The sequence below is a fragment of the Sphaerisporangium krabiense genome (assembly GCF_014200435.1).
GTDB classification, from domain to species: Bacteria; Actinomycetota; Actinomycetes; order Streptosporangiales; family Streptosporangiaceae; genus Sphaerisporangium; species Sphaerisporangium krabiense.
Genome location: NZ_JACHBR010000001.1, coordinates 1,216,795 through 1,229,295, shown reverse-complemented (window position 1 = coordinate 1,229,295; position 12,501 = coordinate 1,216,795). Strand labels below are relative to the sequence as shown.

At 74.3% G+C, this 12,501-nt stretch carries 11 protein-coding genes; 6 read left to right on the top strand and 5 right to left on the bottom strand.

The window, feature by feature from the left end; translation table 11 throughout:
* Positions 1-42: 42 nt before the first annotated feature.
* The 5 genes from BJ981_RS05335 to BJ981_RS37795 form a co-directional block, all read right to left on the bottom strand.
* A complete protein-coding gene (locus BJ981_RS05335) occupies positions 43-993 on the bottom strand; it encodes an MBL fold metallo-hydrolase (protein WP_239139443.1) in 951 nt (316 codons plus the stop codon).
* On the bottom strand, positions 990-2,378 hold the full coding sequence (locus BJ981_RS05330) for a hypothetical protein (protein WP_184608591.1): 1,389 nt from the start codon (positions 2,376-2,378) through the stop codon (positions 990-992). The genes BJ981_RS05335 and BJ981_RS05330 overlap by 4 nt, the downstream gene beginning before the upstream one ends.
* A 22-nt stretch (positions 2,379-2,400) precedes the next feature.
* Positions 2,401-2,661 carry a hypothetical protein gene (locus BJ981_RS05325; RefSeq protein WP_184608590.1) on the bottom strand — a complete coding sequence of 87 codons (261 nt, stop codon included), beginning with the start codon at positions 2,659-2,661 and terminating at the stop codon, positions 2,401-2,403.
* Between the two features lie 216 nt (positions 2,662-2,877).
* Complete coding sequence (locus BJ981_RS39020; RefSeq protein WP_184608588.1) at positions 2,878-4,296, bottom strand: serine/threonine-protein kinase; 1,419 nt, start codon at positions 4,294-4,296, stop codon at positions 2,878-2,880.
* A 126-nt stretch (positions 4,297-4,422) separates the two neighbouring features.
* Positions 4,423-5,499, bottom strand: coding sequence for a ComEA family DNA-binding protein (locus BJ981_RS37795; RefSeq protein WP_184608586.1), 1,077 nt, complete (start codon positions 5,497-5,499; stop codon positions 4,423-4,425).
* 185 nt (positions 5,500-5,684) lie between these two features.
* Here BJ981_RS37795 and BJ981_RS05310 point away from each other — a divergent pair, with 185 nt between their 5' ends.
* Genes BJ981_RS05310 through BJ981_RS05285 form a run of 6 tightly spaced genes read left to right on the top strand, consistent with a single transcriptional unit; the run spans position 5,685 to position 12,401 of the window.
* Positions 5,685-6,383: a NuoI/complex I 23 kDa subunit family protein gene (locus BJ981_RS05310; RefSeq protein WP_239139444.1), complete on the top strand. Its 699-nt coding sequence runs from the start codon at positions 5,685-5,687 to the stop codon at positions 6,381-6,383.
* Positions 6,380-6,910 carry an NADH-quinone oxidoreductase subunit J family protein gene (locus BJ981_RS05305; protein ID WP_184608584.1) on the top strand — a complete coding sequence of 177 codons (531 nt, stop codon included), beginning with the start codon at positions 6,380-6,382 and terminating at the stop codon, positions 6,908-6,910. Before BJ981_RS05310 ends, BJ981_RS05305 begins: the two co-directional genes overlap by 4 nt.
* Before the next feature lies 1 nt (position 6,911).
* Complete coding sequence (gene nuoK, locus BJ981_RS05300; RefSeq protein ID WP_184608583.1) at positions 6,912-7,268, top strand: NADH-quinone oxidoreductase subunit NuoK; 357 nt, start codon at positions 6,912-6,914, stop codon at positions 7,266-7,268.
* Positions 7,265-9,214: an NADH-quinone oxidoreductase subunit 5 family protein gene (locus BJ981_RS05295; RefSeq protein ID WP_239139445.1), complete on the top strand. Its 1,950-nt coding sequence runs from the start codon at positions 7,265-7,267 to the stop codon at positions 9,212-9,214. The genes nuoK and BJ981_RS05295 overlap by 4 nt, the downstream gene beginning before the upstream one ends.
* Positions 9,211-10,941, top strand: coding sequence for a complex I subunit 4 family protein (locus BJ981_RS05290; RefSeq protein ID WP_184608581.1), 1,731 nt, complete (start codon positions 9,211-9,213; stop codon positions 10,939-10,941). The genes BJ981_RS05295 and BJ981_RS05290 overlap by 4 nt, the downstream gene beginning before the upstream one ends.
* Positions 10,938-12,401, top strand: coding sequence for an NADH-quinone oxidoreductase subunit N (locus tag BJ981_RS05285; protein ID WP_184608579.1), 1,464 nt, complete (start codon positions 10,938-10,940; stop codon positions 12,399-12,401). The genes BJ981_RS05290 and BJ981_RS05285 overlap by 4 nt, the downstream gene beginning before the upstream one ends.
* Positions 12,402-12,501 lie beyond the last annotated feature (100 nt).

Below are 12,501 nucleotides of genomic sequence, written 5' to 3'. Positions count from 1 at the left end.
CGGGCCCCGGGACGAGGCCCGGACATCGACGGGGTCGAAGCGTCACACGAAGGTCGGCAGCGGGCCGCCGTGGAAGGCCACCGCGTCGCCGAACGCGGCCAGGACGTCCGGCTCGCCGCCGCCCGCCAGGTCCGCGTAGGCGCGGTGCAGGTTGAGCACCAGCCGCTCCGCGTCCGCCCAGGCGGCGAACTCCCCGAGGTCGCACGCCCGCGCGGCCTCCAGCGGCGTGCGGCCCTCGGCGCGGCCCCGCTCGGCGGTCTCCAGCACCAGCCGGTAGTAGCGGTCGTGCGCGGCCAGGACCTCCGGCAGCGCGGCGGCGTCCAGCACCGGGCCGTGACCGGGGACGACGTGCTCGGGCTCGAAGGCGGCCACCCAGTCCAGCGACCGCAGCGCCCCGGGCACCGAGCCCATGAGCACGAGCGGGGTGAGCCCGTGGAAGACGAGGTCGCCGGTGAACAGCACGCGCTCCTCCGGCAGCCAGGCCACGACGTCGCCCGGCGTGTGCGCGGCGAACCCGGGGTGCCGCAGCTCCACGCGGCGCTCGCCCACGTGGACGGTCAGCTCCCCGCGCATCGCGATGTCCGGGACGCGGCGGGTCACCGCGCCCCAGTCGGGCACGGGGCTCCAGATCGGCGGGCAGCCGTCGATGATCGGGTCGGTGCGCAGCGCCTCCCGCATCGCCGCGTGCCCGATGATCACGGTGGAGGCGGGCAGCAGGCTGTTGCCGTAGGTGTGGTCGCCGTGCTGGTGGGTGTTGACGGCCAGGCGTATCGGCGCGTCGGCGGTGGTCTCGCGCACGGCGGCGAGGAAGCGGCGGGTGCGCGGCTCGGTGGCGCAGGTGTCGACCACCAGCGCCTCGCCGCCGCCGGTCACCAGGCCCGCGTTGTTGAGCCACCAGGAGCCGTCCGGCTGGGTCCACGCGAGCACGCCGGGCACGATCTCGCGCAGGCCGGGAGCGTCCGGCTCCGGCCGTGTGCGGGGGTGAGAGGTCACCCTCCCACTATGCCCGGGTCCGGCCCGCGCCCGGTGCGATGCTCGGCCACGCGGGCGAGGAACGCCGCCGCGTCACGAGGGTCGGGGAAGGCGTGGTGGACGAACCGGGTGAGGTCCGCCTCGGCGACGTGCGGCGTCCACGACCCCGGCGGGGACCCGGCGGGCGGCCGCGCCTCGTTGCCCGGGCCGGGCGCGGCGAGGTCGGGCAGGTAGCGGTCGGCGGTGAAGGCCAGCGCCGCGCGCACCCCGTCGGGCAGCGCGGCCCCCGGGCGGCGGTCGCCGAACTCCGAGGCCGCCCTGACGATCGTGACCACCGACCAGGCCGACTCCTTGGCGTCCTCGGTGACGCCCCGGCCCGCGGAGACGGCGGCGGTGAGGAAGTCGCCCACCGGGCCGCCGAGGTCGGGCCCCTCCCCGGGGGCGCGCCAGCCGTCGTCGACGAGCATGGCCGCGTACGAGGGCCCGGTCACCGGGCAGCCGAGCACGTGCCGCGCGGCCTGCCCGTTCTCGCTCGCCCGGCCGAGGACCGCGACGACGGGGTCGAACTCGGCGCGCCGCCGCGCCAGCCGCGCGGCGTTGTCCTCGGTGGGCTCGGGCAGGGGCACGTCGAGGGCGCCCGCGGCCCGGGCGTCGAGGACGGCGCGGACCATCTCGGCCAGAAACCGGGAGTCCCAGGCGTTGCCGCGGGGGCCGTACTTGAACAGCATGGCCACCGACCACAGGTCGTCGTGGCCGATGATCGCGGCGCGGGTCTCGTCGGACATCAGCGGGCGGCGGTCCTTGCCGGTGCCCTTGCGCATCTGGGTGGCCGAGGCCAGCGACGCGCCGAGCGCCCGCAGGATGCCCGCGCTCTCCGCGCTGAACATCGCCGCGCCCGCGCGCCTGGCCAGCGAGCGGGCCGCGCGCAGCGCCAGCGGGCACGCTCCGGCCCAGAACGCCCCGAGGTAGGAGCCGTCGTTGAGGTGGCGTACGAGGCTCTCGCGCACCGGGTGCGTCCGCGTGTCCGCGCGCTCGGGGCCGGCGGCGAGGGCCGCGTCGAGCGTCGCGGCGTCGTGCCCGGCCTGGTGGGCGCTGTGCCCGCTGGCCGTCCAGTCCAGCTCGACGGTGGCCCCCGCGGCGGGGGCGTGGTGCGGCGGGGCGTCCGCGCCGCCGGCCGCGCGCGCCGCGAGGTCGAAGGCGCGGGTCGTGCGTGCCTCCATGTCACGGGCGTCGTTGAGCGCCTCGTCCAGCAGCCGGGGCAGCGCGGTGTAGTCCAGGCCGCTGCCCCATTTCTGCATCTTCTGCTGCATCGCGGGCCCGTACCGGGCCAGCACGGCGTGCAGCCGCTGGAGCCGTACGGCCAGCTCCCGGAGGTTGGCGGGGTCGACGCCTACGAATTCGCCCATGTCATTCGTCATTTCCTCCGGTCTAGGAGGCGAGCATGCGGCGCTCGGCCTCGGAAAGGCGCGCGATGAGATGGGGCTGTTCGGCGAGAACCGCGTAGAGCAGCTCGGTGAGCTGGGCCTTTCTGTGGTTCCAGCCTTCGGCCCACTGGTCGGCCGCTCCGCCGCGCCAGGTGTGGTCGCCGAACATCGGGGGGACGGCGCCGAGCGCGCGCAGGATGTCGTGCACCACCTGGGTGGCCGCCGCCATGTCCGCCTGGCACTGCGCTGCCTCCGACGCTGCCATGCGAACTCCTCCCCGCGGCGTGATGGGGCTCCGCCCGATGCCGCCTAAACCTAAGTGAAGCGAGCGTCGCCCCACCAGGCCTCCCGATTCTGGAAATTGAAATTACCAATCCACCGCATGTGTCGTCATTAGTCCAGGTTTCGGCCATAGGCAAAGACATGGGATATGTGCCGTTGAAAATGCACATATCCCAGACGGGAGCGGGCGGCTCCCGCGTCAGTGGACGATCGCGAGCATCACGTCGGAGGCGGACGGCCGGTTCTCCGGACGCTTGTCCAGGCAGGTCCCGACCACCTTGGCCAGCGAGTCCGGCAGCGCCGACAGGTCCGGCTGCACGGTGAAGATGCGGTTCAGCACGGCCGCGATGTTGTCCTCGCCGAAGGCCGGGCGCCCGGTCGCCGCGAACACCATCGTGGCCGCCCAGCTGAACACGTCCGACTCCGGGCCGACGCGCTCGCCCGCCACCTGCTCGGGCGACATGTAGGCGGGCGTGCCGAGCACGCCGCTGGAGGTCGCCGTCGCGTTGTCCAGCACGCGGGCGATGCCGAAGTCCACCACCCGTGGCCCGTCCGCGCCGATCAGCACGTTGCTCGGCTTGAAGTCCCGGTGGACGATGCCCGCCTTGTGGATCGCGGCCAGCGCGCCCGACGTCCCGAGCGCCAGCCGCACCAGCCCGTCGTGGCCGCGCGGTCCCTGCTCGCGGACGAGCTGCTCCAGCGAGGAACCCTCGACGTACTCGCTCACGATGAACGGCCGCTCGCCCGCCACGCCCGCGTCGATCACGCGCGCGGTGGAGAACGGCGCGACGCGCCGGGCCGCCTCGACCTCGCGCAGGAACCGCTGCCGGGCCCCCGCCTCGGCGGCGAGGCGGGCGTGCAGCACCTTGATGGCCACCCGCGACCCCTCCGGCGTCTCGCCCAGGTAGACCGACCCCTGGCCGCCCTGCCCCAGGCTGCCGACCAGCCGGTAGCGCCCGATGTGGTCGGGCTCGCCCGCCGGGAGCGGCCCCACGGCCTGGGCCGGGGGCGTCGAGACGTGCAGCGGCGACGGCGTGCGGCGCACGGCGTCGGCCGGCGTGGTGACGTGGTCGCGCACGGGCGGGTTGGTGGCCACCGCGGGCGGCACCGGGTACGGCGGCTGCGGCGGGTGGTGGCGCAGCCGCGAGCCGGGGACGGGCGGCGCGGCCGGCGGGCGGAGGCCGTACGGGGACGGCACGGGCGGAAGCGGCGTCGTGGGCGGGACGGGGGTGCCCGGGTACGGCGCCGGGGTGTAGCCGGACGGCCGGTAGGCGGGCGGGGCGGCGAAGTGGACCGCCGTCCGCGGCGCGAACACCATCGAGCGGATCGCCAGGGAGTGGATGACCCCGCCGATCCAGTTCGTGAACAGCCCGCCCACCACGATCACGGCCGCCCACCCCGGGTACTCGGGCGAGCTGTCGAATGCGACGATGACCAGCACCATCAGGAACAGGCCGAGGAAGTAGAACATGGCCGCGACGGCCAGCATCGGGGCGCGCCTGCGGTAGGCCGCGTACCCGATGGTGAACGGCGTCGCCAGGCCGCAGGTGAACAACGGAGCCAGGGCCCAGAGGATGCTGATCGCGAGGGTGGACTGTGAGGGCCTTGCTGGCTGCATATCGCGAAGAATACGGAGATGGCGGGCGGCGCGCAGGCTTTGGGGGCACGGTTATCCAGCCGATACCCCGCCCGCGCGGGCCGCTCGGGAGCCCGGCCGGACCCGCCGGGACCCCGTGCGGGCCGCTCAGGGAAGGTAGATCGTCAGCTCGACCAGGTCGGCGGTGAGGCGCGGCGGCAGGTCCAGCGCGATCGAGACGTCCTCGGCCGAGACGAACCCGCCCACCTCCACCCGGGCCTCCACGACCCGCCGCGCGAGCTGGGCGTTCATGCCCGGCAGCCCCGCGATCACCTCGGCCGGCGCGTGGTTGACGTCCACGAGCCCGCCGTCGTCGTAGGTGCGCGGCAGGTCGGGACGGCCGATGCGCAGCTCGCGGGCCAGCGCCGGGTCGTTCTCCGCCAGCTCGCGGGCCTGCTGCCGGAGCTGGCGGCGCTGCTGCGCGGCGGCGATCGCGTAGTCGTTCGGCGTCTCGGAGGAGGTGAAGACCCGCTTGCGGATGATCAACGAGTGGACGAAGCCGCCGATCCAGCTCGCGCCGGACCCGAGCATGCCCAGCAGTTCCATCGAGTTGGAGCCGTCGCTCGCCACCGCCGCCACGAACGCCACCATGCCGAGCCCGTACAGCGCGGCGCTGATCCCGAGCATGGTGCTGCGCAGTTTGGCCGCCGCCCACCCGATCGTGAACGGCGTCGCGGCGCCGCAGGTCAGTATCGGGGCCAGTGCCCACACGATGCTCGCCGCCGTGTCGCTCTTCGGCGGCGGCGGCGGGAAGGGCGGCTGGGCGCCGTGGGGGACGTGGTACGGGCCGGCGGGGGAGGGCGGCGCGGTGTAGGGGGCCAGGGGCGGGCCCGGCGGGGGATACGACGGGGGCACGTACGGCCCGGCGCCCGGCGAGGCGTACGGCGGGCGGGGCCGCGACTCGGGGGAGGGCCGCCGGGGAGGCGTGCGCCGCTGCGTGCGGTCGGGGTCGCCGGACGACGTGCGGGCGCCCTCGGCGCCGGACCGGGGGCCGTGCTTGAGGCGCGGCGACTCGCCCGGCGCGTCCCGCGGAGGGTCGCGGCGCGGCTCGGGGGCGCGTCCCGGCAGGGGGCGGCCGGTCTGGCGGGGCCGTGGCGCGGTCGGGCCGTTCGGATCACCGGAGTCGTGGGGCGGGGTTTCCCTCGGCCCCGATCCCGTGCCCCCGTGGCCGTTGGTCGGGTGCATAACGCGAACAATACGGCTTCGCAGGGACGTCTCGCATCGGCCACAAGGACCACCCGTCCTGTCCGGCTAGTCCCCCAAAATCGTGATGATTGTGGAAAACGTGGAGCGGACCGGCGGCCCCGCATTCACGCGGACGCGCTCGTGCGCCATGATGTTGAACCGTGGCCGGGATACCAGGAGAAGGGTTGGCGAAGGGGCTTGCCGTCACCCTGCGCCACATGCTGGGCAAGTCGGTCACCCAGCAATACCCCGAGGTACGGCCCGATCTCCCCGCGCGCAGCCGGGGGGTGATCGCCCTGGTCGAGGAGAACTGCACCGTCTGCATGCTCTGCGCCCGGGAATGCCCGGACTGGTGCATCTACATCGACTCCCACAAGGAGACCACCCCCGCGCCCGAGGGGGGACGCCCCCGCGCGCACAACGTCCTCGACCGCTTCGCGATCGACTTCTCGCTGTGCATGTACTGCGGCATCTGCATCGAGGTCTGCCCCTTCGACGCCCTGTTCTGGTCGCCGGAGTTCGAGTACGCCGAGTACGACATCCGCGACCTGCTCCACGAGAAGGACAGGCTCGGCGAATGGGTGCAGACCATCCCGATCCCCCCGGCGCACGACCCCAACGCCGAGCCGCCCAAGGAGATCGCCGCCGCCGCGCGCCCCGCCCCCGGCCGTCCCTCCCCGGCGGCCCCCGCGCGCCCCGCGCCCACCGGACGCGAGACCCCTCAGACCCGTGAGACCTCGGCCAGGTCCGAGGCCACGGCACGTGCCGCCGTCCGCGCCATCCGCCCCCCGGGCGCGCTCCCGAAGAAGCCCTCACCCGAGGGGCCGCGCGAGAGAGCGGAGAAGGAGCCTCCGGAGCCGTCCGGGCCGGCGGAGGGGCCGTGACACCCGCGCTGTGGCCTCCCACGGCGCAGGAGATCGTGTTCCTGCTGCTCGGAGTGGTCACCGCCGCCTCCGCCCTGCTCGTCGTCACCACCCGCCAGATCGTCCACGCCGCGCTGTGGCTGGTGGTCTCCTTCGGCGCCCTCGCCGGCTGCTACCTCGTGCTCACCGCCGAGTTCGTCGCCTGGGTGCAGGTCCTCATCTACGTCGGCGCCGTCATCGTGCTGCTGCTCTTCGGCATCATGCTCACCCGCGCCCCCATCGGCCCGTCCCCCGACCTGGACTCCGGCAACAGGCCGGCGGCCGTCGTCGTCGCCGTGGCCACCGCGGCCGTGCTCGTCACCACCGTGATCGACGGCTTCCGCACCGCCTACGCCCCGCTCGAACCCGGCAGGGGCGCCGCCGAGCCGCTCGGCCGGAGCCTCTTCAGGAACTGGGTGCTGCCCTTCGAGGCCCTGTCGGTGCTGCTGCTCGCCGCGCTGATCGGGGCCATCGTGCTCTCCCGCACCGACATCGGCGGAAAGGACTGACGTGCACGTCGTCTACCCCGCCGTGCTGGCCGCGCTGCTGTTCTCCATCGGCGTGTACGGCGTGCTGGCCCGGCGCAACACCATCCTGGTCCTGATGTCCGTCGAGCTGATGCTGAACGCGGTCAACCTCAACCTGGTCGCGTTCGACGTCTGGCTCAGGGACGCCCTCCACGGGGGCCAGGTGCTGACGCTGTTCGTCATCGTGATCGCCGCCGCCGAACTGGGCGTCGGCCTGGCGATCGTCCTCGCCGTCTTCCGCAACCGGCGCACGGTCGCCCTCGACCAGGTCCACGACCTCGCCGAGCCCGGCGCCGACCGGGAGGCCGAGGCCGCGCACGCCAGGGACGGCGCGTCGTGATCGCCCCGGGCGCCTGGACCCCGGTCGCCGTCGTCCTCCTGCCCTTCCTCGCCGCCGCGGCCGGGCTGCTCCTCACCCGCCGCCCGTGGCGCGCCACGCCGCCCGGCGCGGTGGACCGTCACGCCTACTGGCGCGCCTCGCTCATCGCGACACTGCCCACGGCGATCTCCATGGTCCTGGCCGTCTGGCTGTTCGCCTACGTCTGGCACTACGCCCCGCCCGCCGTCACCCCGCCCGGCGCCTCCGCCTGGAACGACCGGACGTGCGTGATCACCGCCACCCTGCCGTTCACCGTCGACACCGGCGGCATCCCCATCACGGTGGGCCTGCGCGTGGACCCGCTCGCCGCGCTCCTCGCCGTCCTGGTCACCGTGGTCGCCCTCGCCGTGCAGATCTACTCGGTCGGGTACATGCGCGACGAGCCGCGCTACCCGTCCTACAGCGCGTTCATCAGCCTCTTCACCAGCGCCATGCTGCTGGTCGTCCACGCCGGGGACCTGCTGATCCTCTACGTGGGCTGGGAGGTCATGGGCCTGTGCTCCTACCTGCTGATCGGCCACTGGTGGGAGGACCGCGCCAACTCCCGCGCGGCCGTCAAGGCGTTCCTCGTCACCCGCCTCGGCGACGTGGGCTTCCTCTTCGGCCTGTTCACGCTCGGCGTCGCCGCCGGGAGCTTCCGCGTCGACGAGGTGATCGCCCGCGCGCCGTACCTCCCGACGCCCGTGCTGGTCGCCGCCACCATGCTCATCCTGCTCGGCGTGGCGGGAAAGAGCGCCCAGGCCCCCCTGCACACCTGGCTGCCCGACGCCATGGCCGGTCCCACGCCGATCAGCGCGCTCATCCACGCCGCCACCATGGTCGCCGCCGGAATCTTCGTCGTCGCCCGGCTCTTCCCGGCGTTCCTGCCCGCCCGGCCCACGCTCGACCTGCTGGCCGTCATCGCCTCCCTCGGCATGCTGGGCGCCGCCCTCGCCGCCCTCGCCCAGGACGACCTGAAACGCGTCCTCGCCTACTCGACGATCAGCCAGCTCGCCTACATGGCCGGGGGCCTGGCCGCCGGGTCCGACCTCACGGCGATCTTCCACCTGGTCACGCACGGCGCGTTCAAGGCGCTGCTGTTCCTGTGCGCGGGCGCGGTGATCCACGCCGTCGGCTCCAACCTGATGAGCGACATGGGCGGCCTGCGCCGCTCCATGACGATCACCTTCCCCGCCATGACCATCGGCCTGGCTGCCCTCGCCGGGCTGCCGCCCACCAGCGGCTTCTTCAGCAAGGACGCCGTGCTCGCCGCCATCGAGCACTCCACCGGCGGCCACGTCCTCACCGACGCGGCCGCCTGGCTGCTGTACGGCTGCGCGCTGCTCACCGTCGCCGTGACCGGCGCGTACGCCACCAGGCTCTGGCTGCGCACGTTCTTCGGCGCGAGCCGCGTCCACAACGTCGGCCTGCCCGAGCCGGAGCCCGGCGTCGCGCACGTCTACGACGGCCGCGAGGCCCCGCCGTCCATGCTGCTGCCCATCGGCGCGCTCGCCGTCCCCGCGCTGCTGCTCGGCTTCGGGGGTACGGAGCTGCTGGAGTGGCCGTCGGCGGTCACCAGCGTCCTCGTCGCCCTGCTCGGCGCGGGCGTCGTCTACGCGGCCTGGCGCGCCGACCCCGCCGCCGACCCGGCCCGCGTCCTCGGCCCCCTGCGGGCCCCGTGCGAGGCGGCCTTCCACGTCGACGCCGTCTACCGCCGGCTGTTCGTCACCCCCGTGCTGTGGCTGGCCGGCGTCGTCGCCCGCGCGGACGACACCGTCGTGGACGGCGCGGTGCGCGGGTCCGGCAGGCTCACGCTCGCCGCCTCCGGCGCGCTGCGCCGCGTCCAGACCGGCAACGCCCAGCTCTACCTCACGGGCGTCCTCACCGGCGTGCTGATCCTCGTGGTCGCGGCGGTGGTGCTGGGATGAGCGTTCTGCCGGTGGTCCTCCTCGCCGTTCCGCTCGCCGGCGCGGCCGTGCTGCTGCTCACCCGCGCCGCGCCCCGCTGGTACGGCGCGGTGGTCTCGGGCGTGACGCTGGCCGTGGCCGTGGTGGTGGCCGCGGGCTTCGACGCCGGCAGGGCCGGGGACGTGCAGTTCGCGATCGACCGTCCCTGGATCCCCGGGCTCGGCCTGCGCTTCCACCTCGGCGTGGACGGGGTGTCGCTGCCGCTGGTGGTGATGACGGCGCTGCTGACGTTCCTGTGCTTCCTCTACCTGACCCGCCACCGTCCCGAGGGGGGACGCCACCGCGCGCTGGTGTTCACGCTGCTGGTGCTCGAAGTCGGCATGATCGGCACTTTCCTGGCGCTGGACCTGCTGCTGTTCTTCGTGTTCTTCGAGATCGTCCTGGTCCCGATGTACTTCGTGATCGCGGTCTGGGGCGGCGCGGGGCGCAGGGCCGCGGCGGTGAAGTTCATCCTCTACACCCTGCTCGGCTCGGCCGTCCTCCTGCTCGGCCTGCTGCTGATCTGGGCGCACACCGGCACCCTGGACATGGTCCGGCTGGCCGAGGCCCACGGGGCGGGCCTGTCGCGCGGCGTCCAGGTGCTCGCGTTCCTCGCGGTCGCGCTGGGGTTCGCGGTCAAGGCGCCGATGTGGCCGCTGCACACCTGGCTCCCCGCCGCGCACACCGAGGCGCCGACGGTCGGGTCGGTGCTGCTCGCGGGCGTCCTGCTCAAGATGGGCACCTACGGGCTCGCACGGATCGCCGTCCCGGTCCTGCCCGAGGGGGCCGCCGCCGTGGCGCCGTTCCTCGGCGCGTTCGCCGTGGCGGGCATCGTGTACGGGTCGCTGGCCTGCCTGGCGCAGCGCGACCTCAAGCGCATGATCGCGTACTCGTCGGTGGGGCACATGGGGTTCGTCCTGCTGGGGCTGGCGACGCTCACGCCCGTCGGGATGAACGCCGCTTTGTTCGGAAATATCGCCCATGGTGTGATCACGGGGCTGCTGTTCTTCCTCGCCGGCGCCGTCAAGGAGCGGTACGGGACCACCGAGATGTCCCGGCTCGGCAGCGGCATGCTCGCCCGCCTGCCGTACCTCGCCTCGCTGCTCACCTTCGCCGCCATCGCCTCGCTCGGCGTGCCCGGCCTGGCCGGGTTCTGGGGCGAGATGCTCGCGCTGCTCGGCGCCTTCCGGCCCGCCCCCGGGCAGTCACGCCCGCTGTTCCTCGCCTTCATGGCCGTCGGCGGCCTCGGCGGCGTGCTCACGGCGGCCTACTTCCTCCTCATGCTCTCCCGCCTGACCCACGGCCCGCCCCGCGAGCCCCTGCCCGCCCTCGCCTACCCCGGCGGCGGCCCCGCGGCCGAAGAACCGCTGGTCGTCACGGCCGAGATACCGGAGGAACCCCGCGTCCGCACCCCGCCCGACGTGTCACGCCCCGGAAGCGTCCAGCCGGTGGAGGGGGCCGAGCCCGTCGAGCCCGTCGCGACCGGCACCGCCGTGGCCGAGGAGCGCGAGGCCCGGCTCGCCGCCGCGGGAGAGGGCCCCGTGCCCCCCGGCCCGGCCGCCGGCCCCGGCCGTCCGGGCGACGTGACCCCGTACGAGCTGGCCTCCTGGATCCCGCTGGTGGTCCTCACGCTCGCCCTCGGCCTCTGGCCCAAGCTGCTCCTCTCCCTCACCGACCCCGCCGTCCAGGCGTTCCTGGGGGCACGATGATCCAGTCCATCGACTACGCGGCCGTCGCGCCCCCGCTGATCCTGGCGCTGCTGGCCGGGGCGGTGCTGCTGCTGGACGTCTTCCTCCCGCGCACGCCCGCCACCCGTACGGCCCTCGGTCTCGTCACGCTCGCCGGCGTCCTCGGCGCGCTGGCCGCCGTCGCCGTCCAGGCCGCGCGGGGCGACCGGCTCGCCACGTTCTGCGTGCCCGCCGAGCCCTCGGGCCTCCCCGCCTCGTGCTCGTACGTCGCCGACGGTCTCACGCAGGTCTTCGCCGCCATCGTCCTCGCCACGGCCGTGGTCATCGTGCTGCTCTCGATGACCCAGCTCGCCGGCGCGGCCATCCCGGCGGGGGAGTGGTACTTCCTGCTGCTGTGCGCGCTGACCGGCGCCGTCACGCTGCCCGCGTCCCGCGACCTGGTCATGCTGGTCGTCGCGCTGGAACTGGTGTCCCTGCCCGTGTTCGCGCTCACCGCGCTCAAGCGGTACGACGCGCGGGCGTCGGAGGCGGCGCTGAAGCTGTTCCTCGTCTCGGTCACCTCCACGGCGGTCATGCTGTTCGGCGTCTCGCTGATCTACGGCCTGACCGCGTCCGTGCACCTCGACCGCATCGCCGCCCGCCTCGCCGCGCCCCCGGCGGCCGTCCCCGCCGGGGTGATCACGGTCGCGGTCGTGCTCGTCCTGGCCGGGTTCGCCTTCAAGATCGCCGCGGTTCCCTTCCACTTCTGGGCCGGCGACGTCTACCAGGGCGCGCCCGTCCCGGTCGCCGCGTTCCTCTCGGTCATCTCCAAGGCCGCCGGGTTCGCCGGGCTCATCCTGGTCCTGACGATCGCGCTCGCGGGCCAGGCGGCCCTCTGGGGGCCCGTCGTGGCCGTCCTGGCGGCGCTCACCATGACCGCGGGCAACCTGCTCGCCCTGCGGCAGCGGCACGCCGTACGGCTGCTCGCCTGGTCCTCGGTCGCCCAGTCCGGCTACATCCTCGCCGCGCTGGCCGTGGCCGCGAAGACGTCCGCGGCGGCGTCCACCGCCTACCTCGCCATCTACGCGGCGATGAACGCCGGCGCGTTCGCCGTCGTGATGACCACCGGCGGGCGCGACGAGCTGGAGGACTACCGGGGGCTGGCCTTCCGCCGGCCCGCCGCCGCGGTCGCGCTCGGCTTCTTCCTGATCTGCCTGGCCGGCCTGCCCCCGGGCCTGTCCGGGCTCTTCGCCAAGATCGTGGTGTTCCGCGAGATCGTCCAGGGCGGCCTCGGATGGCTCGCCGTGGTCATGGCGGTCAACACCGTGATCGGGCTCTACTACTACATCGCCTGGACCGCCCGCCTCTTCACCCCGGCCCCCGGCGCGCGACCCGCGGGAGGCGTCGCCGTCCGTCCGGTGACGATCGCCGTCGCCGCCGCGCTGCTCGTCTCCGTGGCCTTCTCCGTGGCGCCGCAACTCGTGCTCTCCGCCGTCGGCTGACCCCTCGGCGGCCGGTGCCGTACGCCGCCCGGCGCGCCGTGGGAATACCGGACCGGCCCGGCGGCGCTTGTCGCGATCGTGCGCTCCCCCATGGATTTGA